This is a genomic window from Pedobacter nyackensis, from assembly GCF_900176505.1.
GTDB classification, from domain to species: domain Bacteria; phylum Bacteroidota; class Bacteroidia; order Sphingobacteriales; family Sphingobacteriaceae; genus Pedobacter; species Pedobacter nyackensis.
In genome coordinates, this window is record NZ_FWYB01000005.1 from 99479 (window position 1) to 120472 (window position 20994).

Consider the following 20994-nt stretch of genomic DNA (forward strand, 5'->3'; position numbering starts at 1 on the left):
AGTAATTTTGTACAAAGTAATAAATATATCAATATGTCTTTTTTAAATGCGGTTATAAATAAAGTTAAAGATGAAGCGTTGCGCGAGCAACTGCAGGAACGGGTAGATATAATCGAGCATAAAATAAAGTTCATGGATAAGGTGCCTGTAGCCTGTCTGAATGCCAACAACGAATTCAACTATATGTTGGAAGCGGTGATTTTAGCTGCCGGAGGAATCTTGCATGATTTTCCCAATACTGCCAAGGTGGTGATTTATTTGGAAAAGGGAACCAGTATGCTGGAACTGATGGGGGTTGTTCCTGCCTTGCTGGATAAAAGCTGGCCAGCTGTCGAATACAATAGGGTTTACCTGATGAACGGACAGGACCTGGATTCAACAGATGCGGAAGATCTGGTAAATGCCCTTGAAGATATTGCCGAGATGCTATATCCCGGTTTCTTTGTATTTGGAAATGAAGGTATAGATTGGCTTAGCTTTAAAACGCAATAAATTTATCCATCTGCTGATCTGTAAACTTTAAAGTATCAGCATGGAATAAGTTGCCATTTTCATCGAGTTCATTTTTTATGGCGGAAATATGGATTCTTAATGGTAAAACATTCAGGTGGAGATAACTGCATACTCCGCCAAAATGATCTATTCCTCTGATGTTACCATATTTTCCGGAAGAAACGCCAACTAAAGCTGCTTTTTTATCGTAAAAGCTTTCCGGGAAATTGCAGGCGTCAATGAAGGTTTTTAATACTCCGGGGAAGCTGCCATTGTATTCAGGAATGATAAACAAGAATTTAGTTGTGCTGGCAATCAGCTGTTGAATGTGCTCGAAATCCGGGCTTCTTTTGCCATACAGGTCGGATGCGATGAGTGTTTCAGGTAAATCTTCCAGATTAAACAGACGTGTTTGTAATCCTTTTTCGGCTAATGTTTTTTGATAGTATTTTGCAACTTTTAAAGTATTACTTTCAGGTCTGTTTGTTCCTGATATGATAGTTACCATGCGAAAATTGTTAATAAGATGTGTAAAACACTTAATGCATTAGTGTTAGTTTTGCCATTTAGTTTGTATCTTAGCTAATCGTTAAAATATGCCTAAAACAATACAAAAATAGCATTTTTTATAGATTTACTTCAATGTAAATTAAGCCTTAAGTAAATAATTGGTAATTATTAAAAAGATAAATGAGTAAAATTATTGCATTGGCAAATCAAAAAGGTGGTGTGGGTAAAACGACTTCATCTATAAACTTAGCCGCAAGTTTAGCCGTACTGGAATACAGGACTTTATTGGTTGACGCAGATCCTCAAGCAAACTCTACCTCTGGTATAGGTTTTGATCCAAGAAATATTAAAAACAGCATCTACGAATGTATCATCAATGATATTGAACCGATGGATGCGATACAAAAAACAGAAACTCCTAATCTGGATCTGTTGCCTGCACACATCGATTTGGTTGGTGCGGAGATCGAGATGATCAACCTCACTAACAGAGAATACAAAATGAAAGCTGTTATGGAGAAGATCAGGGACCAATATGATTTTATCATTGTTGATTGCTCGCCTTCATTGGGTTTAATTACTATTAACGCGCTTACTGCTGCTGATTCTGTGATCATTCCTGTACAATGCGAATACTTTGCATTGGAAGGTTTAGGTAAATTGCTGAACACAATTAAAATTGTACAAAACCGTTTAAATCCTGAACTGGAGATTGAAGGTATTTTGTTAACAATGTATGATGTGCGTTTACGTTTATCGAACCAGGTAGTGGAAGAAGTGAAAACACACTTTCAGGAACTTGTTTTTGAAACCATCATTCAAAGAAATACACGCTTAAGCGAAGCCCCAAGTTACGGTGTATCTGTAATCATGCACGATGCAAACTGTAAAGGAGCTATCAATTATCTGAACCTGGCACGTGAGATCGTCCGTAAAAATGGATTGGTTAAGGAAGTGCAGGATGTAAATACGGCAATTATATAATTATTTTTTAATGACATCTTTTCAGCGAAAAACAGGTTTAGGAAGAGGATTAAGTGCGCTTTTGGATGATAGCGAATCGGTTAATCCACCTAAGAGTGAGGTTAATCCGGTGAGTGAAACCCGACAGGAGGGCCAGCCGAGCAACAACAGTATCGGCCTGATCAACATCAGTGAAATTGAAACCAATCCATATCAGCCTCGTACCGAATTTGATCAGGTGGCTTTAAATGAGTTGGCAGAATCTATAAGAGTACAAGGCTTAATTCAACCCATCACGGTTAGAAAGCAAGGTGCAAATCAGTATCAGCTTATTTCTGGTGAACGTAGGTTAAGGGCTTCTAAATTAGCCGGATTAACTGAAATACCAGCTTATGTGCGTAGTGCTAACGATCAGCAAATGCTGGAAATGGCACTTATCGAAAATATACAAAGAGAAAACCTGAACGCTATCGAGGTAGCGCTTAGTTTTCAACGTATGTTAGACGAGTGTAACCTGAAACAGGAGCAGCTTGGCGAACGTGTAGGTAAAAATCGTACCACGGTAACCAATTATCTGCGTTTGTTGAAATTACCACCTGCAATTCAGATCTCTATCCGTGATCAGAAAATATCAATGGGGCATGCCCGTGCATTGATCAATGTAGAACAGGAAGAAAAACAACTTTTTATACACCAGGAAATTATTGATAAAGGCCTTTCGGTAAGAAAAGTCGAAGAATTGGTAAGGAGCATAAACAGTGTAGAGGTAAAACCGAAGTTCCAGCTCAAATCAAAATCCGTACCTTTTGAATACCAGAAGCTACAAAAAGATCTGGCCTCTAAATTCGCTACTAAAGTAAAGCTGAAAGTGAGCGAAAATGGTAAAGGAGCTATAGAAATCCCTTTTATGTCGGATGACGACCTGAACCGGATTTTAGAGTTATTAGATTGGTAATGTATAAAACGCTACTGCTATTGGTCTTCTTGTTTTTTGCTGCTTTCGTAGCAAGATCTCAAGAGATTTCGACCAAGAAAAAAGATAGTACAACGCTCGATTCTAAAGCTGATACCCTAAAACCCTACGTAAATGTGGGCAAAATTGCCGGACGTAGGGCGGCCATCAGATCAGCTATGCTACCTGGATTAGGTCAGATTAGAAATGGCTTTAACCTTTATAGGGGGCTAAAAGTGGCGGGTATATATACCGGCGCGACTTTACTTACCCTGTCTTACATCGACAATAGTAAACAGTATGATATTTTTGTAAAGGAACTGGAAGACAGGACCAATGGGATGCCAGACCCGAATAGTCCATATGCGGATACGTCCACCGACCGCCTGATCCAGGCAAAAGACATTTACAGAAGGAACAAACAGGTTATCATCTTTTCTTATGTAGGCTTATACCTCTTGAATATTGTTGAGGCTTATATTGATGCCCGTCTGGCTAATTTCGATGTAGGTGATGTAGCCAAACTAAAGATTCGTCCAGACTTGATGAATTCCGGTCAGATGTATGGCTTTAATGCTTTCGCACCAGGTGTAAAAATTGCAATCAACTTTTGAAATAAAACTATAAGGTAATGAGGTCATTTCTGGATCTTCATTACCGATAAAAAACAAACTAGAAATGAAAATAGCTTTACTAGGTTATGGTAAAATGGGGCAAATCATAGAACGTTTTGCTTTAGAAAGAGGCCATGAAGTTGTCCTGAAAATCAATATCGATAACGTTGAAGACTTAACTACCGCGAACCTGTCGAAGGCCGATGTAGCCATAGACTTTAGTGCTCCTGATGCTGCGTTGAGTAATATTTACGCTTGTTTTGATGCAAATCTACCAGTGGTTGTAGGTACAACAGGTTGGTACGGACAGCTGCAGGATGTGAAGAATGAATGTCTGAGCCGTAACAATACCTTGCTTTATGGATCAAACTTCAGTATAGGAGTTAATCTATTTTTTCATATGAGCAAGATGATGGCTAAACTGATGAATGACTATCCTGCTTATGAAGTTCAGGTAGAAGAAATTCACCATACTCAGAAACTGGATTCTCCAAGCGGCACAGCTATGACCCTGGCTGAAGACATTATTGAGCAAATGGACAGGAAAAAGGAATGGGTAAATGAATTGGTAGGTGTTCAATCTGAAGGAGTTGTTAAAAAAGATCAATTGCTTATTGAATCGCACCGTATTGAGAATGTACCGGGTACACATACTGTATTATACAGCTCGGAAGTAGATGAGATCGAATTAAAGCATACTGCTCATAATCGTTCTGGTTTTGCACTGGGTGCTGTAGTAGCGGCAGAATGGTTACAAAATAAACAGGGCTTTTATAACATAGCCGATATATTTAATTTTAAATAACATATATGAGTTGGAAATTCTGGCAGAAAAGTAAAGACGATCAGCCAAAAAAGAAAAAAACAAAGTCCAGAGAATGGGTTGATGCCATCATTTTTGCGGTAGTTGCCGCAACAATTATAAGGGTGTTTTTTATCGAAGCTTATACTATACCAACTGCTTCTATGGAAAGGTCTTTGCTGGTCGGAGATTTCTTATTCGTAAGTAAAGTGAATTATGGTGCTAGAATACCTATGACACCGGTGGCCTTTCCTTTCGCTCACCATACGATGCCAATAACGGGTACTAAGGCTTATTGGGATGGCGTGCAATGGAAATTCCGCAGATTACCAGGCTTATCAGATATCAAAAGAAATGATGTTGTTGTTTTTAACTATCCTCAAGGTGATACTGTAGCGCTGGAACAGCAAGATGTAGATTATTACCAAATGGTAAGAGCTGAAGGTTGGGCAGCGATCAATAGCCGCTATACCATCGTAAGTAGACCAGTAGATAAAAGAGAAAATTATATCAAACGTTGTATCGGTATAGCCGGTGATACCATTACCATGAGCAATGGGATTGTATCCATAAACGGTAAACCCGAGAAATTAAAAAATACCGGAGAGATTAGTTACGAGGTGGTATTTAAAACACCTGATGTGAACCCAGCTGTTTTTGAAGACTTAGGGTTTAATATCTCTGATGACATCAGAAGTACCATGATGCCTAATGTTTATACGTTTAACGGCACTGAGACGATGATGAGTGAGGTTAAAAAACTCGACTTCATACAATCTGTAAAAGAATATACAGCAACGCCAGGTGAACGTGAAGGTGATATTTTTCCTTATGATCCCAACAGAAACTGGAACGTGGATAACTTAGGGCCAATCATTATCCCTAAAAAAGGGTGGACTGTTAAACTTGATAGTGTTACCATGCCGCTTTATGAAAGAAGCATTCGTATTTATGAAGGTAATAAGCTTGAAAAATCAGGTAATGGCTGGTTGATTAACGGTAAAGCTGCAGATAGCTATACCTTTAAAATGGACTACTACTGGATGATGGGTGATAACCGACATAGATCTGCCGACTCACGTTATTGGGGCTTTGTTCCTGAAGACCATATTGTTGGTAAAGCATTATTCATATGGATGAGTTACGATACCAACGGGTCGTTCTTCAGTAAAATCAGATGGAACAGATTGCTAAGAGGCATTCATTAAGATAAACCAGCTATTCCCATTTTAAGGGCTAGCGCATTCAAATCATTTACAACGGCATCTATTAAAGGGATGCCGTTTTTTTTGCGCTCATTTTCAAACGCATATTCCGGCTCGCCTGGAATAATAACCTTCTTATCAGGGTCTACAGTTTTAGCACTTTTAAAACGCTCGATCCAGTTATCCAGATGATCTTTAAAGTCTTGTGCCGGACGGAAGCCATCTACACGCATAGCGCCAAAAAAGTGACCAATACCTTCCCCTACAGGGTCGGTAGGTGGCTCAAGAAATGCAACGAAAGGGGGCACCCAAGGGCCATAATTAGCACCAGAGAGTACTGCTGATAAAATATCTACCGTAGCACCCAATCCATAGCCTTTGTGACTTCCATGGTCTTTATCACTGCCCAATGGTAATAGCGATCCGCCTTCTTTTAATTCATGTGGATTGATGGAGCCATTTCCATCTTTGTCTTGTACCCAACCTTCAGGAATAGGATGGTTTGCCCTTTGTGCGATTTCCAATTTGCCATTGGCTGCAGCTGCGGTTGCCATATCCACTACTACAGCGGGATACTTTCCTGCAGGGAAAGCATAACACATCGGGTTGGTACCGAGTAAACGTTCATTTGCATATGTAGGGGCTACCAGCGGACTGGCATTGGTCATGCTTATCCCAATCATATCTTCTTCCACCGCCATTAGCGCATGGTAACCGGCAATTCCAAAATGGTTGGAGTTTTTTACCGCTACCCAGCCACTACCATATGTCTTAGCTTTTTCTATTGCAATTTTCATAGCGAAAGGAGCAACAACCAAACCTAAGCCGCCATCACCATCTACAGTGGCAGTGGTAGCCGTTTCGTGAACTACTTTTACGATTGGATTGGCATTGATACGTTTCTTTTCCCATAACCTGATATAGCCACTTAAACGAGCTACACCATGAGAATCAATACCCCTTAAATCAGAACGTAGCAAAACATCAGCAGCAAGTTGCGCATCTGTTTGCGGACAACCCATTGTTAAAAAAACATTTTCTGTAAAGGAGCGTAAATGCTGCTCGGTAAAAGTGTAGAATTTCATTGTAATCAGGCAAATAATACGGTAAACTGGTGGTCCAAAGGTTTGAAAGCGGCGATTAACGATTCAATAAAATCTTCACCATACATTACATACATTGGAGCAATATTTAAAACTCTTTCCTGGAGTACTCCTGTAGGAAAGAGCTTGTCTTTTAGATCTTCGATCTGAGCCAGTGAAGTGGTATGCTTACGCTTTTCGGCCCTAAGCATTTTTTTCTCTAAACTACTGATCAATTTAAGCGCCTTGGTTTTTGCGGCCTCGGCAGATTGCGACAAGGTCTTGTCGATTTTATAGGCATTGAGTTTAATCTGATCAAAAACGGCACGAATAGCACGTTCTTCATCATTTAAAGAAAGCTGAAGGTGAACATGTGATTTGATCCACTCATTCTTAAGTGTTTCTGTTGTCGAGAATAGGTTTTTATAGCTGATACCTAAACTCTGCATCTTTGCCTCACTACGACTATCAATTACCAATGCCGAATTACGCAATAATAAAACCGGGAAATCAATTTTATAATGATCAAAATTAGTTTTTAACTGCAACCAATAAGTCACTTCAGCACCTCCGCCTATGTAGGCCAGGTTAGGTAAAATAACCTCCTGGTATACCGGTCGCATTACTACGTTCGGACTAAACCGTTCCGGATAATTATTAATCTCCTGTTGAAGTTCCTCTTTTTCAAAACTGATGTCGGTATTCATCACTTTGTAGAGCCCATTTTCTTCCACTATTCGCTCCCTCAGTTGGTCGGTCATGTAAAAGAAATTGATCTCCCTTGGGTTTACCTGCGGCTTATGCCCAAGTTCTTCCAATTTTGTATTGCTTTCAGAGATGAATTTAAAACTGTTTTGCTGAGTGATATCCTGATGTATAATTTCAGAGAATTGCTTTTTTAACTCGTGGTCATCTGCATCTACACAAACCAATCCATATTCACCAAATAGCGCATCTACCAATTCACGGGTAGCATCACTTAATTTGGTGTTGTTGGTGTAGGCTGCTTCGACTAGTCTGGATAACATGAGCCCGTTTTTACCAATCCCTAAATAGCCTTTATAAGCATTAAGGGTTTCAATGATATCTTTAGTGTCTAGTCTCCCGGTTGCTCCTGCAGCCTGTTTATTCCAGGCCAGCATTTTATCCTCAATCTTCACATGGTTGATCTCTTCAAAATCATGATCTTCTGTAGCCATCCAATAAACAGGTACAAAATTATAATCGGGAAATTGTAGTTTTAAATCTTTTGCAAGATTTATGGCTGTGATTATTTTATAAATAAAATATAGTGGGCCGGTGAAAATATTTAATTGATGACCAGTTGTAATGGTGAAAGTACGGTTGTCGCCTAGTAATTTGATATTGGTAGCGACAAGGTCCGGAGTTGAGCCGGATGAATATTGCCTTTGTAAAGTCTCAACCAATATGGATCTATCGGCCTTGAAACTACGATTTTTAATGGCTTCGGCGAAGCCATTAAAATCCGGAGTATATTTATAAAAAGACTTTAGCTGATCTTTTCCACTGATGTAGTCCAGTACAACAGCAGAAAAAGCATTCGTTTCCTGATAAGAGATGTGTTTAGCCTGCATTGTTACGAATTTAAGTTAATAAACCATAATTCTTAATCCGCGGCTTTTATTTTACAATCTGTCCATATAGGTCAAAGTCTTCCGCACGGTCGATTTTTACCTGTACGAAACTACCATTGGCAGCATAACCTGTATTTGCATCAATCAAAACTTCATTGTCAACCTCAGGAGAGTCAAATTCAGTACGACCGATAAAGAAGTCGCCCTCTTTTCTATCTATCAAAACTTTATAAGTTTTTCCAACTTTTTCCTGATTGATGTCGTATGAGATTCCTTGTTGTATTTCCATAATCGCATCTACACGTTGCTGTTTCACTTCTTCAGGAACGTCATCAACAAGACTATGTGCATGCGTTTTTTCTTCATGCGAATAAGTAAAGCAGCCCAGTCTGTCGAAACGGGTTTCTTCAACCCAATTCATCATTTCTTCGAAATCCTGTTCTGTTTCGCCCGGATAACCGCAAATCAGCGTTGTACGCATGGCTATACCAGGAACTTTATCTCTGATCTGGTTAACGATATCAATGGTTTTCTGTTTCGTGATACCGCGGCGCATTGATTTCAGCATATTGTCTGTGATGTGCTGTAAAGGCATATCCAGGTATTTGCAGATGTTCTCGCGCTCGTTCATGGCATCTAAAATTTCCATAGGGAAACCAGAAGGGTAGGCGTATTGAAGCCTGATCCATTCAATACCATTTACATCAGATAAACGACGTAACAATTCATCCAGGTTACGTTTTCCGTAAATGTCTAAACCGTAATAGGTAAGATCCTGGGCAATTAGAATCAATTCTTTTGTACCTCCGGCAGCTAATATTTTAGCTTCATTTACCAACTCCTGCATATCTCTCGAAACGTGCTTTCCACGCATTAGCGGAATGGCACAGAAAGAACATGGGCGGTTACAGCCTTCGGCAATTTTAAAGTATGCAAAATGAGAAGGGGTGGTTAGCAAGCGCTCACCAATCAACTCATGTTTATAATTTGCACCTAATGAGTGCAATAAGTTATTCAGATCATTGGTGCCAAAAAACGCATCCACATTAGTGATTTCGGCTTCCAGTTCGGGTTTGTAACGTTCAGATAGACATCCGGTTACAATTACTTTTCCTACTTTGCCTTCCTCTTTTAACTGGCTGTATTGTAATATGGTATCGATTGATTCCTGTTTGGCATTATCAATAAAACCGCAGGTATTGATCACTACGATATCATCTTTACCCATATGATTGGCTTCATGAACCACATCCATGCTGTTACCGCGTAGTTGACCCATTAAAACTTCAGAATCATAGGTGTTTTTTGAACAGCCTAAAGTGATTACGTTGATTTTAGGTTTTTTAACAGGGATTATTTTGGAAGTGTTTTTTGTATTCATGTGTTGTTGTTAATGGGTATTCTTTGCAATATGTCGAAGCGTTGGTTTATTTAAACAAGCTGTCAACAAATGCTTTTTTATCAAATAATTGCAGGTCGTTCATGCTTTCGCCAACGCCTATGTATTTTACAGGGATTTTAAACTGATCGGAGATTCCAATCACAACGCCCCCTTTTGCTGTACCATCCAGTTTGGTGATGGCCAATGCGTTTACGTCGGTAGCCTCTGTAAACTGTTTGCACTGCTCAAAAGCATTTTGTCCGGTAGAGCCGTCCAGTACCAATAATATTTCGTGTGGGGCAGAAGGAATTACTTTTTCCATCACATTTTTAATTTTGCCCAACTCGTTCATCAATCCTATTTTGTTGTGCAGACGGCCAGCTGTGTCAATAATCACTACATCTTCGCCATTGGCAACAGCTGACTGCAAGGTGTCATAAGCTACAGAAGCCGGGTCTGAGCCCATGGCTTGTGCAACCACACGAACACCAACGCGTTCACCCCAAAGTTTGATTTGCTCTACGGCTGCAGCTCTGAATGTATCGGCAGCACCTAAAACAACTTTAAGGTTTTCAGCTTTAAGTTTATGGGCCAGTTTACCAATGGTTGTTGTTTTACCAACACCATTTACACCAACCACCATAATTACATAGGGTTTATGCTGACCGTATTCAAATTGACGGAAGTCGTTACTGTTATTTTCTGCCAGTAGCAATTGAATCTCATCCCGAAGTAAGTGATTCAGTTCAGATGTCGATAAGTATTTGTCTTTGCTTACACGTTGCTGTATACGGTCTATAATTTTTAATGTAGTACTTACGCCAACATCAGAAGTCACGAGTACTTCTTCGAGGTTATCGAGTACATCATCATCAATGGTCGATTTGCCGGCAACAGCTTTAGTAATTTTACTAAAAAATCCTTCCTTAGTTTTTTCTAATCCCTTATCCAGAGCCTCTTGCGCTTCAGGCGCAGTTTCTTTTTTCTTGAAAAAATCGAATAAACCCATACGAATGTATAACAAAACAAAAAAAGCCCTCCCCGTAAAAAGGGACGGCTTTAATATTATTAAATATTAAAATTATTTTTTAGATGCAGAAATAGCATCTTGAACGTGATCGTTGTGAACAATAACTTCTTTGAAAGAATAAGCTCCTTTGTCAGATTTAGTCATTGTAATAACTTTCGAATATTCTTTTCCTTTACCCGTTTTAAGGGTAGCAACTACCTTTTTTGCCATGATTTAATGGATTGTATTTAGTTAATAAACTAAATTGATATTACTTAATTTCTTTGTGAACCGTTACTTTTCTCAATACCGGGTTGAATTTTTTCAATTCTAAACGCTCAGTAGTGTTTTTACGGTTTTTAGTAGAGATATATCTAGACATACCAGGCATGCCGCTAGTTTTATGCTCTGTACACTCTAGAATAACTTGTACTCTGTTACCTTTTTTTGCCATTTTATATACTATTAAGGTTGATTCACATCAACCAATGTTATTTACAAATACCCCTTTTTCACGAAACGACTGATCGCTTCAGTAATACCAATTTTATTGATGGTTTTGATAGCTGAAGTAGATACTTTCAGTGTTATCCAACGATCTTCTTCAGGAATATAAAATTTCTGAAGTTGTAAGTTGGGATAAAACTTACGTTTAGTTTTAACGTTTGAGTGAGAAACATTAAAACCTGTCATCGCCATTTTTCCGGTTAAATCACAAACTCTAGACATGCCTTTATTTATAGTGTTAAATATACTTTCTTAATTTTTTTAAGAGTGTGCAAATATCAATAAAATATTTGTATTCGTCAAGGGCTCTCCAAAATATTTTTAATTTATTTCCAGAGGGTTGTGGTTTTGAAATTGCAACCCGGAGTTCTTGATTGTCCTAAATCTACTTACAGACTCTTCTTAGTGCGGCAAAGATATTAATAATACGCTGTTTACCTATTTATTTTTTCTTTTCGGCTATTTGAGTGTGAAATCTGGTAGCTATTATATGGTTTGTTGGGGCAGACTGCATTCGGTTCCATATTTAATTAATTTTTTTAAGCGGATTGATTTTTTGGACAATGATTCGTGTTTTTTATGTATTTTAGATCCCCTTTAGCAGCTGAGAATCAGTTTTTTCTTTTAAATGGTTGGTTCTCAGGTTTTGATGTTGTGGTAATCGGCTGAATTTTTGTGGATTACGACGTAAAATTGCATACTTTTGCATTGATTTTGGAGTGGTGGAATTTAATTAACGCATTGTAAAAATTGGATCAGATGAAATTACATACCAGGCAATTGGTTGCTGAAGCATTATCACTTATGAGCAAGAGTGTGGCAAATAGCCTCCCTGTGTATGATGATGGGCAGTTTATTGGTAAAATAACTTATGTAGAGTTAAAGGAATTTATAAACGATGAGGCAAAAACTGACGGGACTTTAGCACATCGAATGAATTTTGAATTGGGAACAGCCTGGGCTACCATCAAGAAAATGAGAATTGATGGTTACAAGGAACCGGCTAAAGAGAATTATACCAGGAAACTAGTTGTGAGATTTAGCTCAGCAGCAGCAGTTGCGCTGGTTTTGCTCGGATTAACATGGTTGTTTTTTAAGCCTGCAGATTTAATACCTGCTGCGCAGCAAAACCTGGTGATTACCGGGTTAAATAAAATAATGCTGGTTTTGGCAAATGGGGAACAGGTGCCTTTGAACGGTGAGAAAAAAGGTGTGACGATAGATGGTTCAAAACTAATTTATAATGATGGAAGTAATGTTCTTGAGAAAGGAATGCCCTCATTAGACAAAAAGCTAATGGCTGTGTATACCTCAAATGGTGGTTTATATCAGTTAACGCTACCCGATGGGACTAAAGTCTGGCTAAATGCTGCAAGCAGTTTGAAATTTCCCGCAACTTTTGCCGGTGCTTCTCAACGCAGAGTGGAGTTAAGTGGGGAAGCTTATTTTGAGGTTGCTAAGGTGATACAACAAGCTAAACGATTGCCTTTTATCGTGGTTAGTGATGGGCAGGAAATAGAAGTCCTGGGCACGCACTTTAATGTAAGTGCCTATAAAAGCAATGGAGGCGTAAGAACTACTTTGCTCGAGGGTAGCGTAATGGTTAGGTTATCAGCTCAAAAGGATAAGTTGTCGAAAACAATGGATCCAGCATCTGTAGATCCGCTGAAAATTGAAGGTGGAAAAACTGAAGTGTTGCTTAAACCTAATGAGGAGGCTATTTTGACAGGTACTGATATTGCTGTTAAACACGTAGATGCTGCAGAAGCCATTGCCTGGAGAAATGGAGAGTACATATTCCGTAACACTTCTCTTAATGATATAATGGACGTTGTAGCGCGATGGTATGATATGGATGTAGTTTATCAAAGCAAAGGAGCCGGCGATGCAGTTTTAGGAGGAAGTATTGCCAGGGCCGCAACAATCCAGGATGTATTAAAAATGCTGGAATTAATAGCAGATGTTCATTTTAAAATAGAGGGCAGGAGGATTACCGTAAAATAATAATGCGTTTAAAAGAGGGAGCTTTTATCTTAGTTCTGCTTCTGGTTAATGTGGCTGCACAGGCCCAGAAGTTGAGGTATATAAAAAAGAATGTGTCGCTGGTAAAACTTTTTAAAGAAATAAAAAGTCAGACAGGAGTTAGTGTGGTTTGGAATGAAAAGGAGTTTAATGTCGATCAGCAGATCGATGCTAATTTTCGGAATATCGAACTTAAAAGAGTAATGGATGAGGTTTCCGGAAAGATTCCCTTAACCTATACCATGATGGGTAAAATGATCATTGTGAAAGAACGCAAGATTGTTGATATTCCAGAGCAGCAGGTTCTTGCGGAAGCAAAAATCAAATCATCCCTTGAAGATAGAATGGGAGCGGTTCAGTTACAACAAGTAAACATTGTAAGTACCGGATACCAGCAGCTGCCAAAAGAAAGAGCCCCAGGGAGCTTTGTACTCGTGGATAGTGCTCAGCTGAACCGGAAAGTGGGCCCCGATATTTTTAGTAGGTTGGAGGGAATTACCAGTGGTTTGATGTTCAACAAAAATACAGTCGCAAGTCTTGGCGGTGGTTTAGATCTGTCCATCAGAGCAAGAAGCACCATTTATGCAAATGATCAGCCATTGGTCATTTTGGATAATTTCCCTTTGTATGGTGACTTTAATTCCATTAACCCTCATGATGTGGCCAGCATCACTGTATTAAAGGATGCAGCTGCTGCATCTATCTGGGGTGTAAGGGCTGGTAATGGTGTAATTGTAATCACGACGAAGAAGGCCAAATTTAACCAGTCACTAAATGTGAGTTTCAATAGTAATTTGACGGTTGCGGCTAAACCTGATGTTTTTTACAGTCCAAATTATTTGTCCTCATCAGATTTTATTGACATCGAGACTTTTTTATTTAACAAAGGCCGGTATGATGTAGCCTTAGGGGATAAAATTAATTATCCGGCAGTTTCTCCTGTGGTGAAACTTTTAGATCGACAAAGGAAAGGGCAGTTGTCAGCAGCAGTAGCGGCTGAGCAAATTAATGCGCTGCGTAGAAATGACATTAGAAATGAGGAACTTAAGTATTATTACCGGAATCCGGTTTCTCAGCAATATTTTCTAAACCTGAGTAAAGGGACAAGCCGATCTAATCATTATCTTTCTGCAGGTTATGATCGACAACAGTTCAGTCTGGTCAATAATGAAGATACCCGGATCACTGTCAATACGCAGCATTCGGTGAAATTGTTGAAAAACCTGGAGTTGACAGCAGGTCTTTATTATGTAAGGAAAAATGGAAAGTCAGATAGTACTATACTAACAAAGGGAAAGATTTTTCAACCCTATTATCAATTTAGAGATGCTAGTGGCCGAGCCTCAGTTTTTGAAATGGACTTCAATACAGATTTTACAACAGAAGCGCTTTCCAAAGGTTTTTTAGATTGGTCTTACAGACCTTTGGATGAATTGGGAAAATCTCCTGATATTTTGAAAAGTAACGATTTGCGTTTAGATGGAGGATTAAAGTATACGGTTGTTCCCGGATTAAGCGTCATGGTTAAGGCGCTGTATAATCGCGCTACTTATGGTTTTGATGAATTTCATGGAATTGAAACCTATTCGACCAGAAATTCAATTAACAGGTTTTCCATTGTAAACGGAGGGCAGGTCACCGGTTATAATGTCCCTTTAGGAGGGATTCTGTTTCAGCGTAAAATGAAATATGAATCGAAAAACTTCAGGACGCAGCTCAATTATGAGAAAGACTGGGACAAGCATGCTGTGTCTGCACTGGCTGGGTATGAACTTTCTGAATATGATAGTCAGGCTAATCAGTATTTAAGTTATGGCCTTAATTCCGCATCAGGGCAACCAGCTGTGGTGGATACTTTAAGCGTCTTTAATCAATATCCTTCCGGAACTGGAAAGATCAGTGCTGGAAGGAATCTCTTTGGAAAGTTAGATAGAATTCGTTCAGCCTTCGCCAATGCATCCTACACTTATGATCGGAAATACACATGGTCAATTAGTGCCAGGATGGACGCATCTAATTATTTTGGTGTGAAAACCAATCAAAAAAACGTGCCGCTTTGGTCTGCAGGAACTTTATGGCAGTTGGATAGGGAATCTTTTTATAAGGTTAGTTGGTTGCCTGTTTTGAAGTTACGGGCCTCTTATGGCTATAACGGAAATCTGGATAAGACGAATACGGGGATCGCAACCATCAGAAATAGTAGCATGACTGCTACATATACTAACCTTCCATTTGTGAATTTAGTTAGTGTTGGGAATCCGCAATTGCGGTGGGAAAAAATAGCTATAGCGAATTTTGGTATTGACTTCGGTTTTAAAGATCAGGTGGTTTCTGGCCGGTTTGAGTATTATTTTAAAAGTGGTACTGATATGCTAGGTGATAAAACTTTTCCCGCTAGTTCAGGGATAATGTTCTTAAGAGGGAACTACTCAAAAATGAAGGGCAGTGGTATTGATCTTATGCTAACAGCGCAAAACCTAAAAGGCAAAGTTAAGTGGCAGACGAATTTTTTACTTTCGGCGATGCAGGATAGAATTACACTATATGATGTAGTTGGATCAGAAAATACAGACTATGTAGGAGAATCGAGTATAAGACCTGTAGTGGGTAAGCCGGTTAATGGTATCTACAGTTACAAATGGGCGGGGTTAGATCCTTTGACAGGTGACCCTCGTGGTTATTTACACGGCGAAATTAGTAAGGAATATAGTCGTATTATGGCAGAAACAAAATTGGATGAACTGGAGTACCATGGGGCTGCTCGTCCTACTGTGTTCGGAGGATTAAATAATACCATTTCTTATCGTAGATTTACTTTAGGTTTTAACATCGGCTATAAATTGGGGTATTATTTCAAGAAACCCACGGTAAATTATTTCAGTATGTATGAGGGTTTAACTGGAGCCACGAATGTAGATTTTACGCAACGCTGGCAAAAAAGTGGTGATGAAAAAATAACCAATATACCATCAATGGGTAAATATGAAGACGGTCCAGCAAGAGATAGATTTTATAATGGTTCTTCTGTAAGGGTAGCAAAGGGTGACCACATCAGGTTGCAGGATATCAGTTTCAGCTTTGATCTGGATCGTTCCAATTGGAAGAATATCCCGATGAAACATGTGCAATTGTATGCTTATGTTAATAATTTGGGCCTGATCTGGAAGGCCAATGATTTTGGATTAGATCCGGATGTTGTTCCCTATACAGGCGACCGTTTATCTTACCCATTACCGATAAGTTTTTCTGTAGGAATTAAGACAGGTTTTTAACGGGGGAAATGTTTATGAAGATGAGAGGAAAATTGAGGTATTTACACATTGTAGGTTTACTGTTGATCCTTCAGTCATGTGGTAAAGACTGGTTGGAGGCTAAACCCGACAAGGGATTAATTGTTGCAGGTAGTATAAAAGATTATCAGGCTCTTCTTGATAACTCCGGATTATTTAACAACTTTCAGGCTGTTGGGTTAGGGGAAATAGGTGCCGGAGATTTTTACATTACCCCGTCGGCCTGGGGAGCCTTATTTAATGTTCAGGAAAGATCTGCTTATATATGGGAGCAGACTTCCAATTTTTATAAGGGAGAACGTAGCTCTGATTGGGAAAATGCTTATAAGCGGATTCTAAATGCTAATATAGTTCTGGAAGGGATTGAAAAAGTAAAACCTGCTGGAAATGAACAACAGGAATGGAAGAATGTTAAAGGGAGTGCTTTATTTTTTCGTGCCTTTGATTTTTATAACCTCGCGCAGGAATATTGTATGGCATATCGGCCAGCTACGGCAATTAAGGATTTGGGATTGCCTTTACGACTGGAATCTGATGTAAATGTAAACGTGAAGCGAAGTAACCTTCTGCAAACTTATGACCAGATCATTGCAGATTTGAAAATAGCAGCAGGTTTGTTAGGTACCAGGCCATTGTATAAAACCAGGCCATCTAAAGAGGCTGTGTATGCTTTAATGGCCAGAACTTATCTTTCAATGGAAAATTATGACGAAGCTGGAGTATATGCCAATCTGGCTTTGCAAATTCAATCTGATCTGATGGATTATGCTAAGATAAACAATGTAGGCACCTATCCTATCTCAAGATTCAATAGTGAGGTAATTTTTCACAGTACTTTTAGTTATGGCATATTCAACATCTCCAGATTAACTGTTGAGCCTGCTTTATATGGGGACTATGCACTTGCGGATTATCGGAGATCGTTGTTTTTTACTACGAACGCAAATGGCATGACCTTTCGAGGTAACTATGGTAATGATAAAAACCTGTTTGGCGGACTGGCAACTGATGAATTGTATTTGATTCGTGCAGAATGTAATGCGAGAAAGGGTAAGACATTGCTTGCTTTAGCGGATCTAAATCTTTTACGACGGAACCGCTGGAAGGGGAATTATCAGGATTTAGAGAGTATTGACCCTGAGGTCGTGCTGGGATATGTATTAAAGGAGCGTAGAAAAGAGCTGTTGTTTAGAGGGCTTCGCTGGTCCGATTTGCGAAGGCTAAATAGGGACAATAGATTTGCTGTTACTTTAAACAGGACGTTGAATGCTAATACTTATACTTTGCAACCAAACGATGGAAGGTATGTTTTTCCTATTGACGAAGAAGAACTTCGCTTAAGTGGAATTGAGCAAAACCTACGTTAGGTCGAATAGGAGGTTGCCCCCTAAGGCAACCTCTTTATTTTTTTATTCAAAATGACCAGATGTAACAGAGTTAGACTGGAATGTAACACCAGTGGTTGGCAGAGGATCTCCGTCATTACTTGGCGCTGGATTACTCCCTAACTCCCAATTTGCAGTACATAGAGTCCCCCCGGCTTCACACCTATCTCCGGAATAATATTCGTAGCCTCTGGGATCAGTAGGTGAAGGATAGTCCATGTTTGTCTTGTAATAAGTAAAAACAGTCTGAGTTTCTTTTGTAGAATACATGCTGACCCCAAATGCTAGCCCAGCTGCGAGAACGCCAATTGCTCCTTTTTTGATGTTGTTCATTTTATGTAAAATTAATTAATTTGAGCTGTTGATATATTTCTTCTTTTCTGATTATAGTAAGGCCGAAAATTGCGAGCGTTACAAAAGCCAGATTAAACCAGATATGTTGCTGCCAGGTCATGGCGCTAATTACACCTCCACAATGACAAGGTAATTTACTGCCAGAAAGAACCATGTAGATCAGGTAAAGGGTAAATGCAGATATAAGTAGAAGCGAAGCTTGTAGGCCCGCTTTTCTAACTGATGGAATGATCAGGATAATGCTGATGATAATTTCAATGATTGGAATTGCCCAGGCTATGATCATATGGTAACTACCGATTAATGGGGATTTGGCCAATGTGGAAGCAAAAGACTTTATGGTTAGTAGTTTATCCGCTGCAGTATACATAAAAAGTATAATGAATGAATAAGCAATTATATCAATGATGATTTCGCGGGTTTTAGCAGACAGACGAAAGGCCGTCTGTTTGTTTAATGTAGTTTCCATGATGTCCCTTATTGTATTTCCCTAAAAGTAAAATTGCAGTACATTTTTCTATAAAAAAATGTAAAATGCCAATATACTTAAAAAACGTTTGTGAATTTCTTTAACCCGGATAAATTTTTACATTTATTTAATTGTACTCAAATGAAGTTTGATCGCATTGTTTACCTCCCTTTTTAAAGATAGGATAACGATGATTCAGCTGAAGGAAGGAAGATGCATAAAAGGAAATATTTTATTAAATTGGCAATGGAAAGCATACTGCAGTAAAAAATTTTATAAAAGTTTTGATAGCTTTTTAATAAAGTTATATTTGAACTTTAGTACCGAAACAAATTAAACCATGCAAATTAAATCATTTGAAGAGTATCAAAAAACTTATCAGTATAGTGTAGATTACCCTGAACAGTTTTGGGAGGGGATAGCTAATAATTTTCAATGGAGAAAGAAATGGAATAAAGTATTATCCTGGAATTTCTCAGAACCCAATATTAAGTGGTTCGAAGGGGCGAAGCTCAATATTACTGAGAATTGTTTAGATCGTCATTTGGCAGAAAATGGAGATAAACCGGCCATAATCTGGGAACCAAATGATCCGCAAAAAGAAAGCATCACCCTAAGCTATAAAATATTACATGAGCAGGTTTGTCGTTTTGGCAACGTTTTAAAAAAGAATGGTGTAAAAAAAGGCGACAGGGTATGTATTTATATGCCAATGGTGCCCGAACTTGCTGTAGCTGTTCTGGCCTGTGCACGTATTGGTGCAGTCCATTCCGTAGTATTTGGAGGTTTCTCTGCTAAGTCTATTGCCGACCGTATCAATGATGCCGAATGTAAAGTAGTAATCACTGCTGATGGTGCATTTAGAGGAAGCAAACAAATACAGTTAAAAGAAGTAATTGACGATGCCCTGATTGGCTGTCCTACAGTAGAGCGGGTAATCGTTTTAACCCATACCCGTATGGCTGTATCTATGCTGAAAGGCAGAGATGTTTGGTGGGAAGATGAAATTAAACTGGTAGATACCAATTGCCCGGCGGAAGAAATGGATGCAGAGGATCTGTTGTTTATTTTATATACCTCAGGCTCTACGGGAAAACCTAAAGGTGTGGTACATACTATTGGAGGTTATATGGTTTATGCCGGATATACCTTCTCGAATGTATTCAATTACCAGCCTGATGAGGTATTCTTCTGTACGGCTGATATCGGATGGATTACCGGTCACTCTTATATCGTTTATGGTCCGCTTTCACAGGGAGCTACCACTTTAATGTTCGAGGGAATCCCTACTTATCCTGATGCTTCAAGAATGTGGCAGGTAGTAGAAAAACATAAAGTAAACATTTTATATACCGCACCTACAGCCATCCGCTCGTTAATGAGCTTTGGCGAAGAACCCTTAAAAGGAATTGATTTAAGCTCCCTGAGGGTTTTAGGGTCCGTAGGCGAACCGATAAATGAAGAAGCATGGCATTGGTTTGATGAGAAAATCGGAAAAAGTAAATGTCCGATTGTAGATACCTGGTGGCAAACTGAAACCGGTGGTATCATGATCTCGCCGATTGCGAATGTTACGCCTACGAAACCAAGTTTTGCAACTTTGCCTTTACCCGGAATACAACCAATTTTGGTTGATGAACAGGGTAAGGAAATAGAAGGAAACGGGGTGAATGGTAACTTGTGTATTAAGTTCCCATGGCCAGGTATGTTACGTACAACTTACGGTGATCACGAACGTTGCAAGTTAACTTACTTCTCCACTTATAAAGACCTGTATTTTACGGGTGATGGCTGTTTAAGAGATGAAGATGGCTATTACAGAATTACAGGAAGGGTAGATGATGTGATCAATGTTTCCGGGCACAGAATTGGTACTGCTGAGGTAGAGAATGCAATTAATATGCATGCCGGTGTAGTAGAAAGTGCTGTAGTAGGCTATCCACATGATGTGAAAGGTCAGGGTATTTATGCCTTCGTGATTAATCCTAATGTGCATAACGATGAAGATCTAACCCGTAGGGATATTCTTCAAACAGTTACCAGAGTAATTGGCGCTATAGCCAAACCGGATAAAATTTTATTCGTATCAGGCTTACCTAAAACACGTTCCGGGAAAATTATGCGTCGAATCTTAAGAAAGATCGCAGAAGGAGAAACACAACAAATTGGTGATGTTTCTACATTGCTTGATCCAGCAGTGGTAACTGAAATTGTTGAAAAAGCAGGTAAATTGAAATAAGCCCGCCAAACGCGATATTTAAAAGAAAAGGGGAATTAGCAATCGTTATTTCCCCTTTTCTTCAAAAGAGTAATCGCTTATAGTATCTCGTTCGGATTTATACCTTGAATTCCGATATCCAAA

Annotated in this window: 20 protein-coding genes; 10 read left to right on the plus strand and 10 right to left on the minus strand. The window is 39.1% G+C overall.

Translation table 11 applies throughout. The annotated features are described in order from the left end of the window. Nucleotides 1-33 precede the first annotated feature (33 nt). Nucleotides 34-492, plus strand: coding sequence for a hypothetical protein (locus B9A18_RS11390; protein ID WP_084289418.1), 459 nt, complete (start codon nt 34-36; stop codon nt 490-492). Here the strand turns inward: B9A18_RS11390 and B9A18_RS11395 are convergent. Then, a complete protein-coding gene (locus B9A18_RS11395; RefSeq protein WP_084289419.1) occupies nt 479-1000 on the minus strand; it encodes an NADPH-dependent FMN reductase in 522 nt (173 codons plus the stop codon). The genes B9A18_RS11390 and B9A18_RS11395 overlap by 14 nt on opposite strands. Before the next feature lie 182 nt (nt 1001-1182). Here B9A18_RS11395 and B9A18_RS11400 point away from each other — a divergent pair, with 182 nt between their 5' ends. The 5 genes from B9A18_RS11400 (at nt 1183) to lepB (ending at nt 5541) form a co-directional block, all read left to right on the plus strand. Then, nucleotides 1183-1986: a ParA family protein gene (locus tag B9A18_RS11400; protein ID WP_084289420.1), complete on the plus strand. Its 804-nt coding sequence runs from the start codon at nt 1183-1185 to the stop codon at nt 1984-1986. Nucleotides 1987-1996: 10 nt separating this feature from the next. Next, nucleotides 1997-2920 (plus strand): ParB/RepB/Spo0J family partition protein, encoded by a 924-nt coding sequence (locus B9A18_RS11405; RefSeq protein ID WP_084289421.1) that lies wholly within the window; start codon nt 1997-1999, stop codon nt 2918-2920. Continuing rightward, a complete protein-coding gene (locus tag B9A18_RS11410) occupies nt 2920-3531 on the plus strand; it encodes a DUF5683 domain-containing protein (protein WP_084289422.1) in 612 nt (203 codons plus the stop codon). Before B9A18_RS11405 ends, B9A18_RS11410 begins: the two co-directional genes overlap by 1 nt. A gap of 64 nt (nt 3532-3595) precedes the next feature. Beyond that, on the plus strand, nt 3596-4336 hold the full coding sequence (gene dapB / locus B9A18_RS11415; protein ID WP_084289423.1) for a 4-hydroxy-tetrahydrodipicolinate reductase: 741 nt from the start codon (nt 3596-3598) through the stop codon (nt 4334-4336). A gap of 5 nt (nt 4337-4341) precedes the next feature. Then, a complete protein-coding gene (lepB, locus tag B9A18_RS11420) occupies nt 4342-5541 on the plus strand; it encodes a signal peptidase I (protein WP_084289424.1) in 1200 nt (399 codons plus the stop codon). On the opposite strand, the gene B9A18_RS11425 is transcribed toward lepB, so the two are convergent. From B9A18_RS11425 to rpmB, 7 genes are all read right to left on the minus strand, one after another. Continuing rightward, nucleotides 5538-6623 (minus strand): Ldh family oxidoreductase, encoded by a 1086-nt coding sequence (locus B9A18_RS11425; RefSeq protein WP_084289425.1) that lies wholly within the window; start codon nt 6621-6623, stop codon nt 5538-5540. The genes lepB and B9A18_RS11425 overlap by 4 nt on opposite strands. 5 nt (nt 6624-6628) lie before the next feature. Continuing rightward, a complete protein-coding gene (bshC, locus tag B9A18_RS11430) occupies nt 6629-8215 on the minus strand; it encodes a bacillithiol biosynthesis cysteine-adding enzyme BshC (protein ID WP_084289426.1) in 1587 nt (528 codons plus the stop codon). A 46-nt stretch (nt 8216-8261) separates the two neighbouring features. After that, nucleotides 8262-9596 (minus strand): 30S ribosomal protein S12 methylthiotransferase RimO, encoded by a 1335-nt coding sequence (rimO, locus tag B9A18_RS11435; RefSeq protein ID WP_084289427.1) that lies wholly within the window; start codon nt 9594-9596, stop codon nt 8262-8264. Between the two features lie 46 nt (nt 9597-9642). Continuing rightward, a complete protein-coding gene (ftsY, locus tag B9A18_RS11440) occupies nt 9643-10605 on the minus strand; it encodes a signal recognition particle-docking protein FtsY (protein WP_084289428.1) in 963 nt (320 codons plus the stop codon). A gap of 72 nt (nt 10606-10677) precedes the next feature. Continuing rightward, on the minus strand, nt 10678-10836 hold the full coding sequence (locus tag B9A18_RS11445; RefSeq protein ID WP_084289429.1) for a DUF4295 domain-containing protein: 159 nt from the start codon (nt 10834-10836) through the stop codon (nt 10678-10680). A 40-nt stretch (nt 10837-10876) separates the two neighbouring features. After that, on the minus strand, nt 10877-11059 hold the full coding sequence (gene rpmG / locus B9A18_RS11450) for a 50S ribosomal protein L33 (RefSeq protein ID WP_015809322.1): 183 nt from the start codon (nt 11057-11059) through the stop codon (nt 10877-10879). 41 nt (nt 11060-11100) lie between these two features. Further along, nucleotides 11101-11334 (minus strand): 50S ribosomal protein L28, encoded by a 234-nt coding sequence (rpmB, locus tag B9A18_RS11455; protein ID WP_084289430.1) that lies wholly within the window; start codon nt 11332-11334, stop codon nt 11101-11103. A gap of 537 nt (nt 11335-11871) precedes the next feature. Here rpmB and B9A18_RS11460 point away from each other — a divergent pair. From B9A18_RS11460 to B9A18_RS11470, 3 genes are read left to right on the plus strand one after another with little or no spacing between them, the layout of a single operon-like run. Continuing rightward, entirely contained in the window at nt 11872-13116 is a 1245-nt protein-coding gene (locus tag B9A18_RS11460) for a FecR family protein (protein ID WP_084289431.1), read from the plus strand. A gap of 2 nt (nt 13117-13118) precedes the next feature. After that, the gene (locus B9A18_RS11465) at nt 13119-16406 is read left to right on the plus strand and encodes a SusC/RagA family TonB-linked outer membrane protein (RefSeq protein ID WP_084289432.1); all 3288 of its coding nucleotides are present in this window, start codon (nt 13119-13121) and stop codon (nt 16404-16406) included. Nucleotides 16407-16420: 14 nt separating this feature from the next. Then, complete coding sequence (locus B9A18_RS11470) at nt 16421-17791, plus strand: RagB/SusD family nutrient uptake outer membrane protein (protein ID WP_159452644.1); 1371 nt, start codon at nt 16421-16423, stop codon at nt 17789-17791. A 42-nt stretch (nt 17792-17833) separates the two neighbouring features. Here B9A18_RS11470 and B9A18_RS24980 read toward each other — a convergent pair whose 3' ends face one another. Further along, nucleotides 17834-18028 (minus strand): hypothetical protein, encoded by a 195-nt coding sequence (locus tag B9A18_RS24980; RefSeq protein ID WP_144009479.1) that lies wholly within the window; start codon nt 18026-18028, stop codon nt 17834-17836. A 115-nt stretch (nt 18029-18143) separates the two neighbouring features. Continuing rightward, a complete protein-coding gene (locus B9A18_RS11480; protein ID WP_084289435.1) occupies nt 18144-18632 on the minus strand; it encodes a MauE/DoxX family redox-associated membrane protein in 489 nt (162 codons plus the stop codon). Between the two features lie 340 nt (nt 18633-18972). Here B9A18_RS11480 and acs point away from each other — a divergent pair, with 340 nt between their 5' ends. Then, nucleotides 18973-20871, plus strand: coding sequence for an acetate--CoA ligase (acs, locus tag B9A18_RS11485; protein WP_084289436.1), 1899 nt, complete (start codon nt 18973-18975; stop codon nt 20869-20871). The last annotated feature ends 123 nt before the right edge of the window (nt 20872-20994 follow it).

Excerpts from the sequence above, each read along its gene's own strand:
- B9A18_RS11390 (WP_084289418.1), top strand. The coding sequence starts at position 34 with ATGTCTTTTTTAAATGCGGTTATAAATAAAGTTAAAGATGAAGCGTTG.
- B9A18_RS11395 (WP_084289419.1), bottom strand. The coding sequence starts at position 1,000 with ATGGTAACTATCATATCAGGAACAAACAGACCTGAAAGTAATACTTTA.
- B9A18_RS11400 (WP_084289420.1), top strand. The coding sequence starts at position 1,183 with ATGAGTAAAATTATTGCATTGGCAAATCAAAAAGGTGGTGTGGGTAAA.
- B9A18_RS11405 (WP_084289421.1), top strand. The coding sequence starts at position 1,997 with ATGACATCTTTTCAGCGAAAAACAGGTTTAGGAAGAGGATTAAGTGCG.
- B9A18_RS11410 (WP_084289422.1), top strand. The coding sequence starts at position 2,920 with ATGTATAAAACGCTACTGCTATTGGTCTTCTTGTTTTTTGCTGCTTTC.
- dapB (WP_084289423.1), top strand. The coding sequence starts at position 3,596 with ATGAAAATAGCTTTACTAGGTTATGGTAAAATGGGGCAAATCATAGAA.
- lepB (WP_084289424.1), top strand. The coding sequence starts at position 4,342 with ATGAGTTGGAAATTCTGGCAGAAAAGTAAAGACGATCAGCCAAAAAAG.
- B9A18_RS11425 (WP_084289425.1), bottom strand. The coding sequence starts at position 6,623 with ATGAAATTCTACACTTTTACCGAGCAGCATTTACGCTCCTTTACAGAA.
- bshC (WP_084289426.1), bottom strand. The coding sequence starts at position 8,215 with ATGCAGGCTAAACACATCTCTTATCAGGAAACGAATGCTTTTTCTGCT.
- rimO (WP_084289427.1), bottom strand. The coding sequence starts at position 9,596 with ATGAATACAAAAAACACTTCCAAAATAATCCCTGTTAAAAAACCTAAA.
- ftsY (WP_084289428.1), bottom strand. The coding sequence starts at position 10,605 with ATGGGTTTATTCGATTTTTTCAAGAAAAAAGAAACTGCGCCTGAAGCG.
- B9A18_RS11445 (WP_084289429.1), bottom strand. The coding sequence starts at position 10,836 with ATGGCAAAAAAGGTAGTTGCTACCCTTAAAACGGGTAAAGGAAAAGAA.
- rpmG (WP_015809322.1), bottom strand. The coding sequence starts at position 11,059 with ATGGCAAAAAAAGGTAACAGAGTACAAGTTATTCTAGAGTGTACAGAG.
- rpmB (WP_084289430.1), bottom strand. The coding sequence starts at position 11,334 with ATGTCTAGAGTTTGTGATTTAACCGGAAAAATGGCGATGACAGGTTTT.
- B9A18_RS11460 (WP_084289431.1), top strand. The coding sequence starts at position 11,872 with ATGAAATTACATACCAGGCAATTGGTTGCTGAAGCATTATCACTTATG.
- B9A18_RS11465 (WP_084289432.1), top strand. The coding sequence starts at position 13,119 with ATGCGTTTAAAAGAGGGAGCTTTTATCTTAGTTCTGCTTCTGGTTAAT.
- B9A18_RS11470 (WP_159452644.1), top strand. The coding sequence starts at position 16,421 with ATGAAGATGAGAGGAAAATTGAGGTATTTACACATTGTAGGTTTACTG.
- B9A18_RS24980 (WP_144009479.1), bottom strand. The coding sequence starts at position 18,028 with ATGGACTATCCTTCACCTACTGATCCCAGAGGCTACGAATATTATTCC.
- B9A18_RS11480 (WP_084289435.1), bottom strand. The coding sequence starts at position 18,632 with ATGGAAACTACATTAAACAAACAGACGGCCTTTCGTCTGTCTGCTAAA.
- acs (WP_084289436.1), top strand. The coding sequence starts at position 18,973 with ATGCAAATTAAATCATTTGAAGAGTATCAAAAAACTTATCAGTATAGT.